The sequence below is a fragment of the Cellulosilyticum sp. ST5 genome (genome assembly GCF_046529625.1).
In the GTDB taxonomy this organism is placed as follows: Bacteria; Bacillota; Clostridia; order Lachnospirales; family Cellulosilyticaceae; genus Cellulosilyticum; species Cellulosilyticum lentocellum.
Map to the genome: position 1 here is coordinate 4,363,697 of NZ_CP132338.1, position 23,641 is coordinate 4,387,337.

The following is a 23,641-nucleotide window of genomic DNA, read 5'->3' on the forward strand; positions in this document are numbered from 1 at the left end:
AAAATGTTTCTAAAATGTTTAGAATATATTCAGATAGGCCAGAGACAATGAAAGAAAAAATTGTAAAAAAGAAAAAAAGGAATTATAAAGAGTTTTATGCCTTAAGGAATGTATCGTTTGATGTAAAGAAAGGAAGTACAGTAGGTTTTATAGGACAAAATGGATGTGGTAAGAGTACGATGCTAAAGATTATTAATCGTACAATGTTTCCTAATGAAGGTGAAGTTACTATAAAAGGAAAGGTATCTAGTTTAATTGAGCTAGGTGCAGGTTTTCATCCTGAGTTAACTGGTAGGGAAAACATATATACAAATGCCACTATATTTGGTTTAAATAAAGAAGAGGTAGAAAAAAGGTTACCACAAATAATAGAATTTTCTGAGCTTGGAGAGTTTATAGACAATCCTGTGCGAACATACTCATCGGGAATGTATGCTAGACTAGCATTCTCAGTAGCGATACATGTTGATGCGGAGATATTATTAGTAGATGAGATACTAGGTGTAGGGGACATGAATTTTCAAGCAAAATGTGCGGCCAAGATTTATGACTTAAAAATGTCAGGAGTTACTATAATACTGGTTACACATGATATGGCTACAATAGATAAGCTATGCGATTATGCCATTTGGTTTGACCATGGCTCTATTGTAACGCAGGGAGAATCAAGAAAAGTTGAAAGAAAATATTTAGAATTTATGGCAGAAACACGTTTTGCTAATGAAATAAATAAAGATGCCTATGAGAATAAAGAGGATGATGAGAAAAATGAGAGCCTTTTAGCGGAAGAGCAGATAAAGCATCTAGGGGTACACCATGGAACTGGAGAACTTGTCTTTACAAGCATAAAATTATTAAACAAAGATGGAGAAGACAAAAGAACGTTTTGCACAGGAGAAAAGATGACATTAGTAGCTACATATAAGTGCAGAGACGGATATGATAAATTATTTCCGAATATAGGATTTGAAATTAGTAAGTTAGGAGAAGCACATATTTACGGGACTAATACAGCAAGGGAGGGGTTTAAAAAAATCCCTTTAAAACAACAAGGAGTAATAGAAATTGAGATTGAAAAGTTACAATTACTTTCAGGTGAATATGCAATTGGTATTGCTGTAGACTCTATAGATGAAAAAACAAGTTATGATCATTATTTTGATATAGCCCATTTTAAAATGTATTCCGAGATACCTGATATAGGTATATATAGGATGCCACATAAATTTAAAATCGATAATCAAGAGGTTAGCCTGGATTTAGGAAATAAAAATAAATTATAAGGAGAAAAAAATGAAAGGAATTATTTTAGCAGGAGGAGCAGGCACAAGATTATATCCATGTACACTTGCAGTATCAAAGCAAATATTACCTATTTATGATAAGCCTATGATTTATTATCCAGTATCTACTCTAATGCTTGCAGGCATTAAGGAAATACTTATTATTTCTACACCTAGGGATATTGAGGTTTTTAAGGCGTTATTTAATGATGGTCAAGAATTGGGTTTAAACATAGAATATGCTGTACAAGAAGAGCCAAGAGGACTAGCAGAGGCTTTTATAATAGGTGAACAATTTATAGGTGATGATAGTGTTTGTTTAGTATTAGGAGATAATTTATTTTTTGGATATGGCTTTACTAAGATTCTATTAAAAGCAAAATCTGATATTATAAATGAAGGTGGCGCAAAAATATTTGGGTGTTATGTTAATAACCCACAAGAATTTGGTGTAGTGGAGTTTGATGAATATAATAGAGTTATTTCATTAGAAGAAAAGCCTAATAAACCTAAATCACACTACGCAGTTCCGGGTCTTTATTTTTATGATAATGAAGTAATTAAAATAGCAAAAAATATTACTCCATCTTTAAGAGGAGAAATAGAAATAACTGATATTAATAAGACGTATCTAAAAGCTGAAAAGCTAAATGTTGAATTACTGGGAAGAGGATTAGCATGGCTTGATACAGGAACTCATAGATCAATGTTGGCAGCTTCGAACTTCGTTGAGGCAATACAAAGTAGGCAAGGCCTATATGTGGCGTGTCTGGAAGAGATAGCATATAGACAAGGATTTATTGATAAGAACCAATTAATAAAGCTCGCTAGTAGGCTAAAGAGCACAGAATATGGTCAATATCTTCAAAGTGTAGCTGATAATTTTTAAACGTGGAGGTTATAAATGAAGGTTCTAATAACAGGAGCGGATGGACAATTAGGAAAAGAGATTGTCACTGCAATACAAAAAGGTGAATGTGAATTAGGAACAATACCAGAAGAATATAAAAACTGTGAAGTGATTAGTGCTAATAAGCAAGAGTTAGATATATCAAATTACGAGAAAGTAAAATTATTTTTTCAAAAGCATACTCCCAATATAGTGATTAATTGTGCGGCTATTGCAACAGCTGATATATGTGAAGAGAAGGTAGAGGATACCTTTAGAGTAAATTCACTGGGAGCAAAAAATCTAGCGGTTTTGTCCGAAACATTTAATGCCAAGTTAGTCCATATTTCTACAGATTATGTTTTTGGAAATGATGGATTTTATAGCCCGATTTGCGAACTAGAAAAGTGTAATCCAGTAAATACATATGGAAAGTCTAAATTATTAGCAGAAGAGTATATAAAAATATTTTGTTCTAAGTTTTTTATAGTAAGAACAGCTTGGCTATATGGAAAGTATGGAAAGAATTTCGTTAAAACTATTAGGAAGTTAGGTAGTGAGCGAGAACAATTGAAGGTAATTAATGACCAAATAGGAAGTCCGACAAGTGCGAATGATTTGGTATTTCATATTCTGAAATTAGCCCTAACAGAATACTATGGAGTATTTCATTGTACTAATAATGGAAGCTGTTCATGGTATGAATTTGCTTGTCAGATTATTGAGAGTTCAAAAATGAAATGCAGAGTGTACGGATGTACTACAACTGAATATGGTGGGAAAGCTCCTAGGCCATATTATTCAGTACTTGATAATATGATGTTACGTAATACTATTGGTGATGATATGAGAGATTGGCAGAGTGCATTAAGTTCATATATTAAGCTTATCATAGAGGAGGGTGAAAATGCAGATAATTAATACAGGCATAGATGGAATGTTGATAATTGAACCGGAGGTATTTCAAGATGCAAGAGGGTGGTTTGTTGAGAGTTATTCAGAAACTAAATTATATAATTTAGGGATTAAAGACAAGTTTATACAAGATAATCATTCTTTTAGTTATAAAAAGAATACATTAAGAGGAATACATTTCCAGGCATATCCTAAGGCGCAAACTAAATTATTGAGATGCACATATGGTAAAGTATTGGATGTGGTAGTTGATATAAGAATAGATTCTCCAACTTATCTCAAAGTAGAAAAAGTAGAATTATCTAGAGATAATTTTAGACAATTATATATGCCCAAAGGTCTAGCACATGCTATATTATCTTTAACAGACCAAAGTGAAATTCAGTATAAGGTGGATGAAGAGTTTTTACCGGAATATGAATTGGGGATACGGTACAATGATCCGCAATTAAACATTGATTGGGAAACAGAGGAATTAATATTATCAGATAAAGATAAAAATCTTCCCTATTTATGTAGTATCGAAAAAAAATATTTATATAGATATCAAGAAAAAGAGTAAGGAGGGATGGAATTGACATATTACTATACTAGTGTAAACTGTGCATATATTCCGAGGGCTAGAATCTTAGCTAAAACAATAAAAGCACATAATCCAAATGCTAAAGTATGCCTTGTATTATGTGATAAGTTACCTGAGCAATGGAAGACTGGTATAACGCCATTTGATTTAATTTTGACTATACAAGATTTAAAATTACCGGTTGAAAATTTAGATTTGTGGATTTTTAAACATACAATTAGGGAAATTTGTACAGCAGTAAAAGGACAGGCTATACTAGATTTATTTGAGATACAAGGAGCAGAAAAGGTAATTTATCTTGATCCTGATATTGCAGTATTTGACAAGTTAGACGAAATAGAAGAGATTTTAGATGAATATGATGCAGCTCTAACTCCGCATATAACTCAGCCGGCAACATCAAGTGAAGATATTATGAACCTAGAGCATCCATTATTAACTGCGGGATTGTATAATTTAGGGTTTATTGCTGTTAAAAATAGCAGAAATGGGCTAGAAATAGCTCGCTACTGGAGAGATAGATTAGTTGAATATTGCTATGATGATTACAGTACTCACAATTTTATGAGGGGGTTATATGCTGATCAAAAATGGTGCAGTTTACTTCCAGTGTTATTTGAGAATATAAAGATATTGAAATCTCCTGGATATAATGTGGCTAGGTGGAACTATCCTACAAGAAGTATCACACAAGATGAGCAGGGAGATTATTTTGTTAATGGAGAAAAACTTAAGTTTTTCCATTTTTCTTACTGGGAGACGGCAAAACATGAAGGATTTAAAAATGAAATGAATGACTGGTATTCGGTTCAGGGGAGAAAAGATAAATGTTTAAAAAATTTAGCGCAATGGTATCATGAACAGAATATTTTATCAGAAGAAGAATATACAAACGATAAAGATTATAAGTTCATTTATAATTATTTTTCTAATGGAGAAGTTATTACAGATCAGCACAGACTGGTTTTAAGAAATAATATAGAAATATGGGATAAGTTCAAGTATACAAACCCGTTTCTGGTAAATGACGACATAAACTGCTATTATAGTTGGTATAAAAAAGAAGCAGAAAAGAATGAGATAGAAACTAATAAAATTCAAGAAGGCAAAAATAATCAGCAGGTATCCGATAAATCTAAAGCTAAAAAAATAATTAAAAGGGTTGTTAGGGGAACTTATCATATATTACCAATTTCAGACACTTTTAAGGTTAGAATTAAAAATAGTATATATACTATGCTTGCACCTTGTATTAGGAATACTTTTATGTATAAACAATGGGAAGAAGCAAGAGTATTACCCCAAGTTAGTATTGGTAATAAAGTGACAAACCTGAAAGCAAAAGATGAAATACTTTTACCAGGATTAAATATTACAGGATTTATAAAAGGTGAATTCGGGACGGCTCATTCGGCTAGAATTTTCATAAATGCTGCGCAAAGTGTTGGTATCCCTTTAAATATAATCAATTCTAATATACCTATTCCACATAAATGTAATGATATAACATATGATAATATATTATCTGATAAGTTTTCACGTTGTGCAACATTATGGTGTTATAATGCAGACATGGTTCCTGTTACTAAGCAGTATGTAGGAAATGAAAATTGGAAAAACAGATATAACATAGGGTTATGGTATTGGGAGTTACCAGATTTTCCTGATGAATGGGTAGGCTCATTTGAAGAGTTAGATGAGATTTGGGTAACATCTAAATTTACATTTAATGCTGTATCAAAGAAGTCAACAAAGCCAGTATATTATGTACCATTGTCTATTAATATGAATTTAGAAGAGATAAAAAATGATAGAAGTATATTTGATTTACCTGAATCTCCATTTTTATTTATTACAATGTATGATGTATTTAGTATAAATGAAAGAAAGAACCCTAAAGCAACAGTGAAAGCCTTTTTGGAAGCGTTTGATGTAAATGATATGAATGTGGGACTAGTATTAAAAGTAAATAATGTAGAGGCTAATCAAAAAGAAGTTGAAGAACTAAGGGAATGGATAAAACCATATAAAAATATTTATATTGTGGCAAAAACATTATCTCAGAATGAAGTATATTCATTGATTAATTCATGTGATGCACTTATATCATTGCATAGATCTGAAGGTTTCGGCTTATCTATGGCAGAAGCAATGTATTTAGGTAAACCTGCTATTGCAACGAATTGGTCGGGAAATGTTGATTTTATGAATGCAGAGAATTCTTGTGTAGTAGATTATAAATTAATTCAATTAGATAAAGATTATGGTCCATATAAAGCTTATCAGAAATGGGCTGATCCAGACACTAAGCATGCAGCACAATACATGAAAAAGTTATATGAAGATAAGGAATATTATGAAAACATATCTATTAGAGGGAAAGATACAATAAGAAGTCAGTTTTCGCCTGAAGTAGTAGGAGAAAGAATAAAACAAAGGCTTATAGACTTAAAGGTATTATAGCGAGTATTACTTGAATTTAGTTTTTAACAATAGAAATATTAAAGTCACTATATACGAAAGATTGGAAAGGAGTATTATGAACAGTAATTTTGAAAGCGTAGAACAAGAAGTGCTTTTTGAAATGTTTTCTGAGCAAGTATCAGTTCCTAAAAAGTATGATAAAAATTCAATAGAGTATCATTTAGACACAATGTGGAATCTTAGAGAGCAACCGTTACAAGTAGAGCAGTTAAATAATGATGGAATTAAAAACAAAATTACGAAGTATATAAAAAAAATAATTAGAAAATTGATTAGATGGTATGTAAGGCCAATTCCGGAGCAACAAACTCATTTTAATAATGCTACATTTAATACTGTAAAGGCGTTAAAGGAGCAACAAGAAACATTAAATCTTAGAGAAGAACAAATTACTATTCAAGAAAAAAATATAAGAGAAAAGCAACGCTGTGTGCAGATGGATTTAGATATTTTAAAGTATGAAAATAATGAACTGGATAAAAAATATAGTATGCTACAAACTAGTGTAGAAGAAATAAAAGCTATTCTAGATAATACGATGTATATGTCAAACTCTAACTTGGAAAGTATAAAAGTACTGGTAAAAGATAAGTGCCAAGAAGGTTTAGAAATACAAACAAACAAATTTAGTGGATATGATGAAAAAATAAGTATGAATACATCTAAGATAGATGAGTTATTCCAACATATTAATAATTTAGTATCTATGTATCAACAACATCAAACTATTATTGATATGTTACCACAATCGAGAAATAGTTTTAATTTAGCTAGAAAGATGACATATTCTCAATCAGGAGAAGATGCTATTTTAGCTTATGTAGTAATTATGCTGGGACTAAATTTTAAAGATATAACATATGTAGATTTAGGAGCTAATGACCCAATTGAAATAAATAACACCTATATGTTTTATGAACAGGGTAGCAGAGGAATTCTTGTAGAAGCCAATCCAGGATTAATTGACAATTTAAAGAAGAAAAGACAGGGTGATACGGTACTAAACTTTGCCATTGATACGAGGGATGGAGAAGAAATACCATTTTATATTATGAATGTGAGTTCCATGAGTACTATGAGTCATCAAGGTGCTTTAGATGCTATTAAAGTTAACCCAGACCTTTCTATTGAAAAAATAGAAAAAGTACAGACTATTACTATAAATACGCTGTTTGAAAAGTATAATAAAGGAAAAGCACCAGAAATATTAAATATTGATATTGAAGGTGAGGATATGGATATCATAAAAAGTATAGATTTCTCTAAGTATAGGCCAATATTAATTGTTGTAGAAATGATAGAATTTGGAAATGAGTTGATGTATTCTACTAAGAATCAGCAAATAGTACAGTATATCAAAGAACAAGGGTATAATGAATATGCATTTACAGGAATTAATTCGATTTTTATAGATGCGGCCTTCTCAAATAATGTCGATAGAACACAATTTAATTAATCTATGTTTAAATAAAACAAAACGGAGAGGAAGTTAGTAAAGTGAACATAGCTATTGATTTAGGTGGGCTATTAGCTCCACCAATAAGAAATAGAGGAATAGGAAATTATGTATTTGATCAATTAAAAGAGTTATTTCAACAAGATGTACATAATAATTATTACCTGTTAAATTTATTTGAAGACATAGATTTAAAACAACTATTAGAATATGGTGATAATGTAAAGAGTTTTTATTTTTATACTGGTGAAAATAATGAACTGTATTATAATAAATCATATAAAGATGTTATGAATAATATTTATTTCAACTTTATTAGAGAAAATAACATAGATTTATTCTGGCTTACATATACATTTAATCCTTTATTTGAATATGATAGTAAGGTGTTTAAAGAAACAAAAGTTATTGTTACAGTATATGACATTATACCTTATATTTTTCAAAAAGAATATTTAATGGATAAAAATGTACGTAAATGGTTTATAAAATGTATAGAGTTTATTGAGCAAAGTGATTATTTATTTGCAATATCAGAGAGTGTAAAAAGGGATCTAATAGAGTATTTGCAAATTGAAGAGTGTGTAATTAGCAACATTTCCACGGGTGTAAGTGATAAGTTTAAAAAAATACCAATTTTAGAAAATGATAAAATGAAATTATACACACAATATGGAATTAAAGATGAGTATATTATGTGTACTGGTGGAGAAGATTTTAGAAAAAATATTGATGGACTAATTATTGCCTACTCTAAATTACCTAAAGAATTAATTAATAAGTTTCAATTAGTTATTGTATGTAAAATGAGCCCCCATATTATGGAAGCACATCAAACTTTAGCCATCAGTAAGAATGTAGGTCATAGAGTTATATTTACTAATTTTGTAACAGAAGAAGAATTGATATTATTATATAATGGAGCTAAAATAATGGCATTTCCTTCAAAATATGAAGGTTTTGGATTACCTGTTATTGAAGCAATGAAATGTGGAACACCCGTATTGACATCGCAAAATTCGAGTTTAGGAGAGATTGCTGAAGGAGCGGCATTTTTAGTAGATCCTTTTGACATAACGGTAATAGAATCAAAATTAGAAGAAGCTTTAAATTCTGATGATCTTGCAAAATATGTAGATTTGGGTTTTGCTAGAGCTAGCCAATATACTTGGAAAAGAACAGCTGAGCTGACTAAACAAGTATTCTGTAAAATAGAGTCAGAGGAAAAACAGACAATTAAATTAACTAGAGATTCAATTGCGATATTTTTACCCGGGACAACTAAAAATGTATTATTTGATGAGTATGTAAGTTATATAATAAAAGAAAGTAATAAAAAAAATAATATACAAATATTTACTGATAATTTAGGGTGCACAGAATATATAGATGAAAAAAGAATAAAAAATTGTAGTGAATTTTACCCTGCAAATTTTGATAAGATTATTTATATAATAGCTAATCATAAAGAATGCGCTTTTATGTTACCTTATATTTACTATTATAGAGGCTTCATCGATACACATGATTTATATCTACCTATTCCATATTTGCAAATAATAAAAGAAGCAAAAGATGAACTAGAATTAGATGAGTTAAAAAACAGATTTTTTAAAGAGTATATAAGTAGTTCATATAATAAAATCCCGCCATATTTATTTGGTAAAAACTTTGTGACTGAATATTCAGATGTAATAATTGTGCATAATAATCTAAATAAAAAAGAAATACTTCAACAAAGTATTCATAAAACGATAGTGAATATTTTGGAGGGTATAAGCGATAGTTCATGTATAATTGAAGATTCAAGTATAAGATTAGTTAATTTAGTTAATGAAGAGTTTAACATAGTAGGGAATGATGTAATAGAAAAAATAATAAACTTTCTAGGCAATAATACCAGTGTAAGATATGAGGAGTTATTGAATTTATCTAAAACGGTTGCTTATGCAAAGAGATATTGTTTTAAAAATTAGCAGGATATGAATCATACGTTATCTTTGGTACAAGAATAATATATTAGTTTTTATAAGTAGAATGAAAGGAATAACCATATATGAAAAATATACTCGTAACAGGAGGGGCAGGCTTTATTGGATCCAATTTTATAAAGCATATGCTTAATACATATAAATATCACATTATTAACATGGATGCGTTAACCTACGCTGGTAATCTAGAGAACCTAACGGATGTAGAACAACATTCTTGTTATACTTTTATTAAAGGAGATATAAGAGATAGAGTGTTGTTAGAAGAAATCTTTAAAAAGTATAACATTGATGCTGTCGTAAATTTTGCTGCTGAATCTCATGTAGATAGAAGTATAGAAAATCCAGAAATATTTTTAACTACCAATATATTAGGTACACAGGCTTTACTGGATGTAGCTAAGAGATACTGGAAGGTTAATCCTGATGATAAGTATTGTAGAGCATTTAAAGAAGGAGTTAAGTTCTTACAAGTCTCTACAGATGAGGTTTATGGAACACTTGGTAAAGAAGGAATGTTTACGGAGACCACTCCTTTAGCGCCAAATAGTCCCTATTCTGCATCTAAAACTAGTGCAGATTTAATTGTTAGAGCTTATTATGAGACATTTGGAATGCCAATTAATATTACAAGATGCTCTAATAACTATGGTCCTTATCAGTTTCCAGAAAAACTTATTCCATTAATGATTAACAATTGCCTAAATGATAAGTGTCTTCCTGTCTATGGGGACGGCATGCAAATTCGTGATTGGTTGCATGTGAAAGATCATTGTACAGGAATTGATACGGTTTTACATAAGGGTGTCTTAGGAGAAGTTTATAATATAGGTGGAAATAATGAAAAGGCTAACATTGATATTGTAAAATTAATTATCAAAGAATTGAGCAAATCAGAAGAACTTATTGAGTATGTTCAAGATAGGCCAGGACATGATAGACGTTATGCTATTGATAATAGCAAAATTACGAGTGAGCTAGGTTGGAGCCCATCTTATACTTTTGAGCAAGGAATTAAAGAAACTATTCAGTGGTACTTGAATAATAAAGAATGGATTAATCACATAGTATCAGGGGATTATGAAAAGTATTATGATTCGATGTATAATAGTATCGAAATAGTTAGGACAGATGCATAAATATAAAGATTAGATATGAAAAAGAAGAGTTAATCTCTTCTTTTTTTGTGCTATACTATAGATATTATTATTTAAGGGAGTTTATAAAGTGAATAAAATATTACTCAATGGACTCCATTATGAAAAAAATGGAGCTGGAATTTCTAACTATACAAAAAATCTAATACATACTTTTATAAAAGACGAGTACCCAGTAGATATCCTCATGCGTGGAGAATTTGGGGATAAATATAAGGGAGAAAATATAATTCATGTGGATAAAGTACTTCCATCTAGTGCTAAGCGTATTATACAGGAACAATGGACGAGTAAACATTTATATAAAGCCTATGATTTGGTACATTTTCCTGACTATGCGACACCAGTGTTTTATCAAGGGCATAAAGTAGCTACTATTCATGATATGGCCATGCACACCATGAGGGATAAGTATACAAGAATGCAGAATATGACTAAGTATACCTTGTTACAGGCTACTATAAGAAATGCCAGTCATCTTATTTGTGATTCTGAGTTTACTAAGAAAGAATTATACTCTTATTATCCTAATGTAGCGGCAGATATCAGTGTAATTCATCTCGGAATAGAGCCACCTAAGGTAATGGTTGATGACAGAAAAGCTAAAGATATTTTAACCCATTTAGGTATAACACATAGATACCTATTGTATGTAGGTACTATAGCTCCTCATAAAAATATTGTTCAACTGATTAAAGCTTTTTATGAGATTAAGAAAATCCATAAAGAGTATAAGTTAGTCATTGCGGGGAAAAAGGGTTGGATGTACGAAGAGGTATTTAATCAGGTGAATGTTTTAGGCTTAGAAGAAGAGGTTGTATTCACAGGTTTTGTAGATGAATTAGAGCTAGAGGCTTTATATAAGGAGGCAGAGTTTTACGTTAGCCTTTCTTTATACGAAGGCTTTGGCTTACCCCCTCTAGAAGCGATGATAAGAGGTTGTCCAGTGCTAGTTTCTAATCTTGAAATCTTCAAAGAAACTTGCAGTGATAGTGCTTTGTTTTGTAGCCCTGCTGATTTAGAAGAGATTGTAAGAGGAATGAGGTCTTTAATAGAGCATCAGGATCTTAGAAATCAACTAAGAGAAAAGGGGCAAGTAAGAGTTAAACAATTTACCTGGGAAAAAACAGCTAGGAGAACTTATGAGGTATATCAAAGTGTATTGAAGTAAAAAGGGAGCGAAGGTATGAAGATTGCAATAGAATTACAACCTTGTTTAAAGAATAGGTCAGGGGTAGGTGTTTATACCTATGAACTTAGTAAAAGGCTACAAGCTTATGAACAAATAGAGTTACAAGGAGATGTATTTAACTTTTTAGAAAGAAATGATTTAAAGCAAGACTTAATGGGTATAGACTTTAATAAAGAGACCTGTAAACTATTTCCCTATGGGGTTTATCGTAGGATATGGCACTACCTACCTATTAAGTATAATCAACTTTTTAAAAGAGAGGCACAGTTAACCCACTTCTTTAACTTTATCGTACCACCTCGTATACAGGGGAAAGTGATGAATACTATTTATGACCTCACCTTTGAGTTTTATCCAGAGACCATGGATAAGCGTAATCTAAGACGTATTAAAAGGGATTTGGCGTACAGCTTAGAAAGGCCAGATAAGATTATTACTATTTCGGAAGCCACTAAACAAGACATGATACAGCATTTAAGAGTAGATCCAAGTAAAATAGAAGTGATTTATTGTGGCGTAGACTTTAAACACTTTAATGAGGCGAGAAATAATAGTCAAAGTGTAAGGGAAAAATATCAACTTCCAGATCAATATATACTCTATATAGGAACCCTAGAACCTAGAAAAAATATTGAAACGTTAATTGAAGCTTTTAAAAGGTTTAAGATTGAAGGGGACAAGTCTAATGCTGAAATTAAATTAGTGTTAGCAGGTAAGAAGGGTTGGCTTTATGAAGGAATATTTAAGAAGATACAGGAGCTAGGCTTAGAGGATGATGTAGTAGATTTAGGGTATATTGATGAGATTGATAAACCAGCACTTTATCAAATGGCACAGTGCTTTGTATTTCCCTCTATTTATGAAGGTTTTGGTATCCCTGTTATCGAGGCAATGGCAGCAGGTACGCCGGTAATTACCACCAATGTATCATCACTACCAGAGGTGGCAGGAGAGGCAGGGTTATTGGTAGATCCAAAGGATACTATAGCAATAGCAGAAAGCATGTATCAGCTAACGACAAACGAAGCAAAAAAGCAAGAGCTAATTCAAAAAGGTTATACTCAAGCTCAAAAGTTTAGTTGGGAGACATCTGCTGAAAAACTTTATAGGGTATATAAAGAATTACTTTAACAATGATTAATGATTGATTTATACAGGTTGTTGTTAGAGAAAATAAAACGATGAAATAGTTAATAGAGGAGTAAGATAATGAAAGTAGCAATTGTACATGAGTGGTTAAGTGTATATGGAGGGTCTGAAAGGGTAGTTGAAGTGTTACATGAGCTTTTTCCAGAGGCGCCTATCTATACTTTAGTATACGATAAAGATAATATGCCAGAGAGATTTAAAAATTATGATATACGGACGACTTTTGTGCAGAAGCTTCCATTTGCTAAAAAAAAGTATCCTCATTATCTGCCCTTCATGCCTAAGGCTTTTGAAGAATTGGATTTAACAGAATATGACTTGGTTCTTACATCCTCCTCATCTTGCTGTAAAGGTGTCATTACGCGCTCGGATGCTTTAAATATATGTTATTGCTATACGCCTATTAGATATGTTTGGGAATTTTATTATGAGTATACCAAGGAGATGAGGGGTCTTAAAAAATGGTTTATTTCTCATGTGATTCATAAGATTAGAATGTGGGATAGATTAGCAGCAGACAGGGTAGATTATTTTATTGCCATTTCTCATTACATACAAGATCGCATTAGTAAGTATTATCGTAGGGAATCGAAGGTGATTTTTCCACCTGTAAATACACACTTATATGAGATAGCACCTAAAAAGCAAGATTATTATTTGATAGTATCTAGATTGGTGACTTATAAACGAATAGATTTAGCAATAGCAGCCTTTAATAAATTAGGTCTGCCTTTGGTTATTATTGGAGGGGGCCCTGAGGAGAAGAAGCTAAAGGCTATGGCTAAGGAGAATATTATCTTCCTTGGTAGATTGAGTGATGAAGAGATTGCCAGATATTATGCCGAGAGTAAGGCGTTTATTTTCCCTGGTGAAGAGGATTTTGGTATTACACCAGTAGAAGCACAAGCATCAGGTACACCGGTCATTGCCTATGGTAGAGGTGGAGTAATGGATACTGTAAGGGATGGTGAGACGGGGATTTTATTCAGAGAACAAACAAGTGAAAGTTTGATAGCAGCTATTAAGCTATTTGAGGCTGTAGGTGTAAGATATGATTCGGCGCAGATTAAATTACATAGTGAGGCTTTTGCTGTAAGTAAGTTTAAAGAAAATCTATTACTTTATATTGAGCAGTGCATAGAAGAACAAACAAAAAGAAAATTACATCAACAACAATATGAGGCGCTTGAGAAGATAGCAAGGTGATGGGATTATCATTAAAACTACTATCAATGGAAAAATGAAATAATTAAGAATGCCATGAAAAGGTCCTCATCCAGTAATGTAACCATTACTGGATGAGGACCTTTTCAGCTTACTAAAGCAGTTATATATTTACTTAATTATGCAAGAGGCTAAATTTGTTATTATATTACTAAAAAATGAATGACATAAATACTTAAAAATCAAGTGATATATTTTATTATAAAATCAAGTAAAACAAAAACTTATGTAAATATATTGCAATTAACAACAAAAATATGTATAATTACTAAAAAAGATAAACAACTTAAAGTACTATATGAAGTTTGAGTTTATCTTTGTTGCAAGAAGCGTTTCAAAGATGGTTTGTTTAAGCTAATGACGAACGTATTTCTATGCAAATGATTTACATAATATTCAAGTTGGGGATACACTTGAACAAGAAAGTAGACATATTAAGAAGGAGAGGATTAAATATGAAAAAGAAATTGGCTTTAGTAATAGCCCCACTACTTGCAGTAACTATGCTAGTAGGTTGCGGCGGAAATTCATCTAGTCAAGCTGGTGATAAGCCAGCAGCTTCGGCTGAAGCAGGAACTGCTGCTGATGCTAATATTGCAGATACTTTAGTTTTTGCACAAGGAGCAGAACCACGTGGACTTGATCCTGCATTTGTTGATGATGGAGAATCATCAAAGGTTATCGTTAACGTATATGAAGGACTTTTAGCTTATGCTAAGGATTCAACAGAGCTTGAACCTTGCCTTGCAGAAAGCTGGGAAGTATCAGAAGATGGTTTAAGTTATACTTTTAAATTAAGACAAGGTGTTAAATTTCACGATGGTACAGACTTTAATGCAGATGCAGTTAAAGTAAACATTGATAGACAATTACCACCACAACGTCAAGAAGACATGCCATATGCAAGCTTCGTATATGCAGATGTTAAAGATGTAGTTGTAGTAGATGAGTACACAGTTCAAATTAACTTAACAAAGAAAAATACAGCATTCCTTGCTAACCTTGCAATGAGCCTTGCAGCTCCTATTGCAAGCCCTACAGCTCTTGAAGCTAATGGTGGTAACCTCAATGAGTCACCAGTAGGTACTGGCCCATACAAATTTGTAGAATGGAATCCTTCAGAAGATATCATTTTAACAAGAAACGATGAATACTGGAGAGAACCAGCTAAAACAAAAAATATTGTATTCAAATTCATTCCAGATAACTCAGCTCGTATCGTAGCTCTTAAGAGTGGTGAAGTAGATATGATTGATGGTATCGACTCTACAGGTGTTGATCAAATCAAAGCTGATGGTAATGAACTTTACAATGTTTCAGGTATGAACATTAACTACATGGCTTATAATACAACAAGAGCACCTTTTGATAATGTAGCTGTTAGAACAGCGCTTTCAAAAGCAGTTAATGTACCAGAGCTTGTTACAGCACTTTATGGTGATTATGCAGAATTAGCTACAACTATTCTTCCAACATTTATGCCAGGTTATAGTGCAGACGTTAAACAAGTAGAATACGATCCAGAAGCAGCTAAAGCAGAACTTGCAGCAGCAGGCTTCAATCAACCTATTAAAATGATCGTTTACAATAATCCAAGGCCATATAATGCAAGAAATAAAGCATTAGCAGAATCTATCCAATCTTACTGGAGCAAAGTTGGTGTTGAAGTAACAATTGAAGATTATGACTGGACTACATACAAAGATAAAGTTGTAGCAGGTGACTACGATGTATGTTTCTATGGTTGGATTGGTGATAATGGTGACCCAGATAACTTCCTCAACCTTTTATGTGACCAAAGTCCAGCGATGAACGTAGCAAAATTAAATGATGAAAAATTAAATGCTATGATTGCAGAAGGGACATCTACAGAAAAAGGTGACGCAAGAAATGCTATCTACACAGAAGCAGAAAAATATATTGCAAGCCTTGCAGTATGGCTTCCAATCAGCCATGCAAATAGTTTATCTGCATACTCACCAGCAGTACAGAACTATTCTTACCACCCAACAGGTAACATTTTCTTCAGAGAAATGTACAAAAACAAATAAAATTCTTAATTAAGAATAAATCCATAAGTACCATTCATTATCCTTATGAATGGTACTTATGCTATCCTCAACTTCTAAATGATATAAATTGTAGGTCTAGATTTAATATTGAAAGGAGTCAATACATGTTAAAGTATATTGCTAAACGCATCCTGCTATTAATTCCTGTACTTCTCGGCGTGTCCATCATCATCTTTGCGATGATGCGTGTATTCTCGCCAGATCCAGCTGGTATCGTACTTGGGCAACATGCCACAGAAGAAAAAATGGAAGAATGGCGTGAAGCCAACGGACTTAATGAGCCTATCGTTACTCAGTACATAGATTATATGAAAGGCATTTTTAAGGGGGATTTTGGTAACTCTTATTATACTAAAAAGCCAGTAGCTAAAGAGATTTTCTCACGTTTCCCAGCTACTATTGAGCTTGCCTTATGTGCCATCATTATTGCTTCACTATTAGGTATCACCTTAGGAGTTATATCAGCAGTCAAGAAAAATTCCATCATTGATAACCTAAGTATGATTTTATCTTTGGTGGGGGTATCTATGCCGATCTTCTGGCTAGGTATATTACTTATTATTCTTTTCTCAGGAATTTTAGGTTGGCTACCAGCACAAGGTAGAATCGAAACACTATTAAGACCGGAGAACGTAACAGGTCTTTATTTAATAGATAGCCTTATAGCAGGTAATATGGAATCTTTCGTTTCTTCCTTAAAGCATTTAGTCTTACCATCAGCAGCACTTGCCATGTATTCTATGGCGATTATTGCACGTATGACAAGAAGCACAATGCTAGAAACTTTATCACAAGACTATATTCGTACAGCTAGAGCAAAGGGTATTGCAGAAGGCAAAGTTATTCGTAAACATGCCCTTTCAAATGCCATGATTCCTATAGTAACCGTTATTGGTATCCAACTGGGGTATTTAATGGGTGGAGCTGTGCTGACTGAAACAGTATTTGCATGGCCAGGTATAGGCAAATATACCGTAGAAGCGATTATGAAATCAGATTTCCCTATTGTACAAGGTGTCGTTTTATTAGTAGCCTTCATCTTTGTTATGATGAACTTAATCGTTGATATTATCTATGCATTCCTAGATCCACGTATTAAATATTCTTAGAGAGGAGGAATAATAGTGGCAGCAGAGCAAATTGCAAATCAAAATAATGAAATAGCTAACGTTAAAATAGAAAAGCCAGAATCAGAATTTAAACAAATGTGGTATGCCCTTACAAGAAATAAAGCAGCTGTGGTGGGTATGGTTATCATTGGCTTCTTAATCTTCCTAGCCGTTTTTGGTAAGTTCCTTATGCCTTATGATCCGAATTATGGGGACATGTCCATTAATAAATTAACACCTTCCGCGGCCCACTGGTTTGGTACTGATGAACAAGGAAGAGACATTTTCTCTCGTGTTATTGATGGGACAAGAGTTTCTTTATCTGTAGGGGTGGCAGCCGTAAGCTTTGCCCTTGTTATAGGAACCTTGTTTGGAGCTATTGCAGGTTATAAGGGTGGTAAAATCGATACGATTATCATGAGATTTATGGATATTATGATGTCCATTCCAGATATTCTCCTTGCCATTACGTTTATGGCTGCTTTAGGTAGAGGTATTGATAAAGCTGTTATTGCTATCGGACTCGTATCTATACCAGAATATGCACGTATCGTCAGAGGTAGCATTATGTCTATCAAGGATAGTGAATATGTTCAAGCAGCGAAAGTTATTGGTAATAAAGATGGTGCTATTATCTTTAGGCATATTCTTCCTAATGTTCTTTCACCTATTATTGTTCGTGCAACTTTAGGTATTTCTAGTGCCGTTTTAAATACAGCAGCACTTGGCTTCTTAGGACTTGGTGTACAACCTCCTTATGCAGAATGGGGAGATATGTTAGGACGTGCCCGTGTGTTTATCTTTGAAGCACCTTATATGCTTATTTTCCCTGGACTTGCCATTACTATTACGGTACTTGCATTTAATCTATTAGGGGACGGGCTAAGAGATGCCTTTGACCCTAAGGCACGTCATTAAGGAGAGAGGTGAAAATATGTTATTAGAAGTAAATAACCTAAGTACTGTATTCAAAATGAAAAGAGGCACCGTAAAAGCAGTTAACGATATTAGCTTTAACTGTAATGATGGTGAGATACTTGCAATCGTAGGAGAAAGTGGTTCAGGAAAAAGTGTTACCTCTCTATCTATTATGCAGCTTTTAGCTGAAAATGCAGAAATAGCAGAAGGTGAGATTCTTTATAAAGGAGAAAATCTCCTTAAAAAGTCGCCCGCAGAAATGAGAGCCATAAGAGGTAATCAAATCTCAATGATTTTCCAAGAACCTATGACTTCGCTAAATCCTGTTCTCCGCATTGGTGAGCAGCTTACAGAAAGTATTCGTTTACATATGAAGCTTGATAAAAAAGCAGCCCTGGCAAGAGCTGTAGAAATGCTTGAACTAGTAGGGATTCCTTCCCCAGAGCAAAGGGTAAAAGACTACCCTCACCAAATGTCTGGAGGTATGAGACAACGTGTCATGATAGCTATGGCGCTTGCTTGTAATCCTGAGCTCCTTATAGCAGATGAACCTACTACTGCGCTTGATGTAACTATTCAAGCACAAATCCTAGACCTTATCTATAAGCTTCGTCAGAAATTAGGCATGGCAGTGCTTCTTATCACTCATGACCTTGGCGTTGTAGCAGAAGCTGCTGACAGAGTTATCGTTATGTACTGTGGTAAAGTCGTTGAAGAAGCTAAAGTAGATGCCCTTTTTGAAAAGCCACTTCATCCTTATACAGAAGGACTTCTAGCGTCTATTCCTAGAGCAGATGAAGATAGAGAAAGACTTTACATGATAGAAGGTATGGTACCTAATCCAATGAATATGCCAAGTGGCTGTAGCTTTAGTGATCGTTGCAGCAAATGCATGGAGATTTGTAAAACAAAAGAACCAGAAATGATAGTAGATGGTGAACGTAAAGTGCGCTGTCACTTATATACCAAAGAGCAGGAGGTGGCAAAATAATGGAGAAGGAAAAAGAAGTTTTATTAGAGATTAATCACTTAACCAAAGAATTTGTCATTGAAAAAAGCTTTTTTGGAAAACCTACTAAAGTACTTAAAGCAGTTCAAGATATTTCCTTTAAAATTTATAAACAAGAAGCCTTTGGGTTAGTAGGTGAAAGTGGTTGTGGTAAAACAACCATTGGTAAAATGTTAGCTAATGTTTATGCCCCAACAAGTGGAGAAATCCTATACAACGGTGTGGATCTTGCTAAATTAAATGCGAAACAAAGAAGAGCTTATTGTAAAGATATTCAGTTGGTATTCCAGGACCCTTATGCTTCACTTAATCCTAGAATGACTATTGGTGATATCATCGCAGAACCTATTAGAATCAATAAATTAATGCCTAAAGAAGATATTGAAAAGCGAGTTCTTTACCTCCTTAACTGTGTAGGACTAGCAAGCCATCAAAGAAATCGTTACCCTCATGAATTTTCAGGTGGACAACGTCAAAGAGTGGGCATCGCTAGAGCATTAGCAGTAGAACCTAAGCTTATTGTTTGTGATGAACCAGTTTCAGCGCTAGACGTATCTATCCAAGCTCAAGTACTTAATTTACTTGCAGACTTAAAGGAAGAGTTTGGCCTCACCTATCTCTTTATCGCCCATGGGTTAAATGTAGTTAAACACATTAGTGACCGAGTAGGCGTTATGTACTTAGGTAAAATCCAGGAGTTAGCAGATAAACATGAACTTTATGATTCACCTATTCATCCCTATACAAAGGCATTACTTTCTTCAACCCCTGTTATTGACCCTAAGCTGAAGAAAAGCAAAGAACGCATTATCTTAAAAGGGGATGTACCAAGTCCTATAGCACCACCACCAGGTTGTCTTTTTAACACACGCTGCTATTTAGAGAAAACAGAAGCTTGTACTAAAGAATGTCCAAGTTTAGTGGATGCTACAGGAGAAGGTCACTTAGTAGCTTGTCATCTTTATAAAGAGCAACTTGAGAAGTTAAAGAAAACTGTGTAAATTATAAGAGTGTAGGATGTTTAGAAAAAATCTAAATAGCCTACACTTTTTATATGGCTAGTTTTAATTGTATTAAAATAACATACAATGTACAATATAAGAAAATAGGATATAGGAGGTGGAGAAGATGAAACGAAAAGCAGTTTTACTTTACAATCCCAAAGCAGGTCATAGGGCTATTATTACACATCTAGACTATATTGCTAAGAAAATGCAGCAGTTTGATTATGAGCTAAGCTTATATAGAAGTATGGCTCCAGGAGATATTAAAAGCTATATCAAAGAAAATATAACAGTAGATAATACCCAGCTTATACTTATTTCTGGTGGCGATGGTACAGTTAATGATTGTATTACAGGCATGCTAGAAAAAGGACTAGATATTCCGCTTCTCATCTTGCCTCTAGGCACTTCGAATGATTTTGCAAACTCAGCAGGAATTCCTATGGGGATTAAGGAGTGCTTGGCTTTAGTAGAAGAAGGAGAACTTTCTTATATAGATGTAGGGAAGACTAATGAAAAGTATTTCATTAATGTGTGTAACATGGGACTTTTTAGTGGCGTATCTCATACGGTAGACTTGGAAATGAAAAAGAAGTTTGGAAGGCTAGCTTACTATGTTAAGGGCTTTGAAGAAATACAAAACTATCAAGCTATGGATATGACCATCACGACTGATAAAGAAATTCTAAAAGGCAAATATATTTTAGTACTTGTTTTTAATGGCAAAGGAGCTGGAGGACTTTTGAAGTTGGCTCAGGAAGCTGAGATTACAGATGGGGTATTTAATATGGTTTGCATCAAAGACATTGGTTTCTTTGATGTACCAGGTCTCTTCCTTAAAGTATTACAAGGAGAGCATTTAAAGGATTCAAAGGTAGATTACATTACTACTGACAAGGTAACCATTGAATGTCATAATCAAGAACAAAAGCATTTTGTAACAGATGTGGATGGGGAGGAAGGGCCTAGTTTCCCAATGAAGATAGAGGTAATTTCTAATAAGCTAAGAATATTTTTGCCTAAAAAAGAAGAGGAGGCATAATGAGTTTAGCCATTGATCTAAACGATTATAAAAGATAAATACTAAATGGGAAAGTACATTATATGTCCTCTTCTGCTAAACGGAGCTCGTCATTAAGTTAGAAGATCTATTTTAAAGAAAGATTTTGAGTATTAAAGTGATGAATGACTAAGTTATAAGCATATAAAAAAGGGATGAAGTGAACCAAGGTCTAGAACGCTTGGTTTGCTTCATCCCTTTTGTTTGCTAAAAGGTAATTAACCTATGAGAATAGGTGGTTTTCAAAGACTAGAATGTAAATAATATTTGAATATCAAGCCTTTAACTGATTGTTTAATAAGAAAAAATATAAAAAAGTTTCAAACATTAACTTGATTTTTAAAAAGTCATAGGGTATAACAATAGTACAACCTTTGCAAATGGTAAAAAAATACAAAAATACAAGTAAACAACCAAAAGTAAAAGAACAGTACATAACAGAGAAATTGACTGTAAATAAATGAGGGATACAGAAATGGAGGAAAAGATATGTTAATGGAAATGCTATTTAGTATGGTATTCTTTCTGCTACCGGTAATAGGTATGTTTGGAGCTGTTATAGCTAGGGGACTACAACCAGGGGAGAAAGCAGAGGAAAGGACCATGACTCATATAGGAGGAAGAAGGGAGAGACCTCTATTGGTCTCTACCTTAGCTGATAACCCAGTAATGAGATATCAGCTTGTAGAAAATAAAGTACATATGCCCTTAAAATTCATTGGTCACAAACGGATATTCCACCAGAGGGCAGGTCCTTAAGTTACTTTTTCTTTCCACATGAATTCAAATTGTTTTTTGTAATCTACATAAGCATAGCCAAGGAGCTTGGCAGCATTTTGCTTTTTGAGAATGTAGGATTTGGGGGACAAGGTGGTTAGTATTTGATTATTGATTAAAGTGAGTTGGTTATCTTCTATGGCTACTATGAAACTACTGTTGACATAGCCAAAGCAGCCATCCTGCTTACCTACACCTTTTCGGAGTTTAACAGGTAAAAAGATCAGATTATTATCAATCACCACAGGAGTATTTAATTTACTTCCTATAACCTGGTGAGTCCAGTGACGAATAGCCTTAGGGTCAAGGTGAAGCGTATAAAGCATACGATAGATATAGGTTTTGATGGAACAAGAAGCATATTCTTTAGAACCATCTTTAAATAGAATGCAAGTAGAGTTTTGTCCATAGGTATCATAAAAAGGAATAAGAGCTGCAATATCTGAATAGAACATGGAAAATCATCTCCTTAGTAATCGAACATATGTTCGCTTTGTGTATGATAAATTATATAACTATAGTGAGAGGTTTTCAAGTATCTATTAGTGAAATGTAGAAAAAATAGGGAGTTTTTCAAACTATTACATAACTAATGAAAACTGTTCAATTCGTTTTGAATAAAGTTCATGTTACCTTTGTGTTGCGCAAATAAACAGCTGCAGCAGAAAAGGTGAATAATGACAGAGGAACAAAGTAGGTTATCTTATGTATGGTGGGAAAAGATGAATCCCCTTGTAAAAAAGTTCGTAAGAGAAACGGTGCTGTATGGTTTTGACGAGGACGATTTAAAGCAGGAATGTTATATGCAACTACAAAAAGCGTTAGAAAGATATGATGAGCGTTTAGGGGTTCCCTTTGAAAGCTATTATAAAATTACTTTATATGGATGGCGGTCCAACCAGAATAAGAAAAGTAAACGTAGACTTTTAGAAGGAAATGAGATACTGCTAGAAGCAGTGGATGAGCGGGTGGATGTAGAAAAAGAAGTAGAAAAGGAGCTTCTATGGGAAGTGGCTCTAGGGGAGCTAAAGAAGCTAAGCGAGGTGGAGCAATACATCATTAAAGCTTATTATTTGGAAGGTAAGAAGCTGATAGATATTGCGAAAGCTTTAGGCGTTAATTATAAGACGATTGAATTTAGGAAAGGAGCAGCTTTAAAAAAGTTAAGAGAGCGATTAAGCTAAATAGAAACGAGTAAAATCATAAGACCACTTCAAGAGCCTGGGTCACTTTTGAAGTGGTCTTTTCACGTATTTGTATTCTATTTGTAATGTAGGTTTGTATTGTTTTTTAAGCATTTTTGGCATAGAATATAACTAAAGTAGGAAAACTATGTAAAACTTTAAACAATATGAGGAGGTAGGGAATT

The 23,641-nt window shown here is 33.3% G+C and carries 20 protein-coding genes; 19 read left to right on the plus strand and 1 reads right to left on the minus strand.

Annotated features, from left to right (window positions below):
- Positions 1-14: 14 nt before the first annotated feature.
- The 18 genes from QTL86_RS20995 to QTL86_RS21080 all read left to right on the plus strand — a co-directional run bounded on the left by QTL86_RS20995 (position 15) and on the right by QTL86_RS21080 (position 22,254).
- Positions 15-1,283 carry an ABC transporter ATP-binding protein gene (locus QTL86_RS20995; protein WP_410495966.1) on the plus strand — a complete coding sequence of 423 codons (1,269 nt, stop codon included), beginning with the start codon at positions 15-17 and terminating at the stop codon, positions 1,281-1,283.
- A 10-nt stretch (positions 1,284-1,293) separates the two neighbouring features.
- Positions 1,294-2,172, plus strand: coding sequence for a glucose-1-phosphate thymidylyltransferase RfbA (gene rfbA, locus QTL86_RS21000; protein WP_127064663.1), 879 nt, complete (start codon positions 1,294-1,296; stop codon positions 2,170-2,172).
- 15 nt (positions 2,173-2,187) lie between these two features.
- A complete protein-coding gene (rfbD, locus tag QTL86_RS21005) occupies positions 2,188-3,093 on the plus strand; it encodes a dTDP-4-dehydrorhamnose reductase (protein ID WP_127064662.1) in 906 nt (301 codons plus the stop codon).
- The gene (rfbC, locus tag QTL86_RS21010) at positions 3,080-3,649 is read left to right on the plus strand and encodes a dTDP-4-dehydrorhamnose 3,5-epimerase (RefSeq protein ID WP_127064661.1); all 570 of its coding nucleotides are present in this window, start codon (positions 3,080-3,082) and stop codon (positions 3,647-3,649) included. The genes rfbD and rfbC overlap by 14 nt, the downstream gene beginning before the upstream one ends.
- Positions 3,650-3,661: 12 nt before the next feature.
- On the plus strand, positions 3,662-6,133 hold the full coding sequence (locus QTL86_RS21015) for a glycosyltransferase (RefSeq protein WP_190283435.1): 2,472 nt from the start codon (positions 3,662-3,664) through the stop codon (positions 6,131-6,133).
- A 76-nt stretch (positions 6,134-6,209) separates the two neighbouring features.
- The gene (locus QTL86_RS21020; RefSeq protein ID WP_127064659.1) at positions 6,210-7,610 is read left to right on the plus strand and encodes an FkbM family methyltransferase; all 1,401 of its coding nucleotides are present in this window, start codon (positions 6,210-6,212) and stop codon (positions 7,608-7,610) included.
- A gap of 41 nt (positions 7,611-7,651) precedes the next feature.
- Positions 7,652-9,586, plus strand: a complete 1,935-nt coding sequence (locus tag QTL86_RS21025) for a glycosyltransferase family 4 protein (protein ID WP_127064658.1) — start codon at positions 7,652-7,654, stop codon at positions 9,584-9,586.
- An 80-nt stretch (positions 9,587-9,666) separates the two neighbouring features.
- Positions 9,667-10,740, plus strand: coding sequence for a dTDP-glucose 4,6-dehydratase (gene rfbB, locus QTL86_RS21030; protein WP_127064657.1), 1,074 nt, complete (start codon positions 9,667-9,669; stop codon positions 10,738-10,740).
- Positions 10,741-10,828: 88 nt separating this feature from the next.
- A complete protein-coding gene (locus QTL86_RS21035; protein ID WP_127064656.1) occupies positions 10,829-11,929 on the plus strand; it encodes a glycosyltransferase family 4 protein in 1,101 nt (366 codons plus the stop codon).
- A gap of 15 nt (positions 11,930-11,944) precedes the next feature.
- The gene (locus tag QTL86_RS21040; protein WP_127064655.1) at positions 11,945-13,081 is read left to right on the plus strand and encodes a glycosyltransferase family 4 protein; all 1,137 of its coding nucleotides are present in this window, start codon (positions 11,945-11,947) and stop codon (positions 13,079-13,081) included.
- 78 nt (positions 13,082-13,159) lie between these two features.
- Positions 13,160-14,305: a glycosyltransferase gene (locus QTL86_RS21045; RefSeq protein WP_127064654.1), complete on the plus strand. Its 1,146-nt coding sequence runs from the start codon at positions 13,160-13,162 to the stop codon at positions 14,303-14,305.
- Between the two features lie 473 nt (positions 14,306-14,778).
- Positions 14,779-16,374 (plus strand): ABC transporter substrate-binding protein, encoded by a 1,596-nt coding sequence (locus QTL86_RS21050; protein WP_410495967.1) that lies wholly within the window; start codon positions 14,779-14,781, stop codon positions 16,372-16,374.
- 125 nt (positions 16,375-16,499) lie between these two features.
- Complete coding sequence (locus QTL86_RS21055; RefSeq protein WP_013658740.1) at positions 16,500-17,504, plus strand: ABC transporter permease; 1,005 nt, start codon at positions 16,500-16,502, stop codon at positions 17,502-17,504.
- Positions 17,505-17,519: 15 nt separating this feature from the next.
- A complete protein-coding gene (locus QTL86_RS21060; protein ID WP_127064652.1) occupies positions 17,520-18,422 on the plus strand; it encodes an ABC transporter permease in 903 nt (300 codons plus the stop codon).
- 16 nt (positions 18,423-18,438) lie between these two features.
- Positions 18,439-19,413: an ABC transporter ATP-binding protein gene (locus QTL86_RS21065; protein ID WP_127064651.1), complete on the plus strand. Its 975-nt coding sequence runs from the start codon at positions 18,439-18,441 to the stop codon at positions 19,411-19,413.
- On the plus strand, positions 19,413-20,432 hold the full coding sequence (locus QTL86_RS21070; RefSeq protein WP_127064650.1) for an ABC transporter ATP-binding protein: 1,020 nt from the start codon (positions 19,413-19,415) through the stop codon (positions 20,430-20,432). Before QTL86_RS21065 ends, QTL86_RS21070 begins: the two co-directional genes overlap by 1 nt.
- Before the next feature lie 127 nt (positions 20,433-20,559).
- Positions 20,560-21,477, plus strand: coding sequence for a YegS/Rv2252/BmrU family lipid kinase (locus QTL86_RS21075; RefSeq protein ID WP_127064649.1), 918 nt, complete (start codon positions 20,560-20,562; stop codon positions 21,475-21,477).
- A gap of 507 nt (positions 21,478-21,984) precedes the next feature.
- Positions 21,985-22,254, plus strand: coding sequence for a hypothetical protein (locus QTL86_RS21080; RefSeq protein WP_127064648.1), 270 nt, complete (start codon positions 21,985-21,987; stop codon positions 22,252-22,254).
- Here the strand turns inward: QTL86_RS21080 and QTL86_RS21085 are convergent.
- A complete protein-coding gene (locus QTL86_RS21085; protein WP_127064647.1) occupies positions 22,251-22,727 on the minus strand; it encodes a hypothetical protein in 477 nt (158 codons plus the stop codon). The genes QTL86_RS21080 and QTL86_RS21085 overlap by 4 nt on opposite strands.
- Positions 22,728-22,949: 222 nt before the next feature.
- On the opposite strand from QTL86_RS21085, the gene QTL86_RS21090 reads away from it, so the two are divergent.
- The gene (locus QTL86_RS21090) at positions 22,950-23,456 is read left to right on the plus strand and encodes an RNA polymerase sigma factor (RefSeq protein WP_127064646.1); all 507 of its coding nucleotides are present in this window, start codon (positions 22,950-22,952) and stop codon (positions 23,454-23,456) included.
- Positions 23,457-23,641 lie beyond the last annotated feature (185 nt).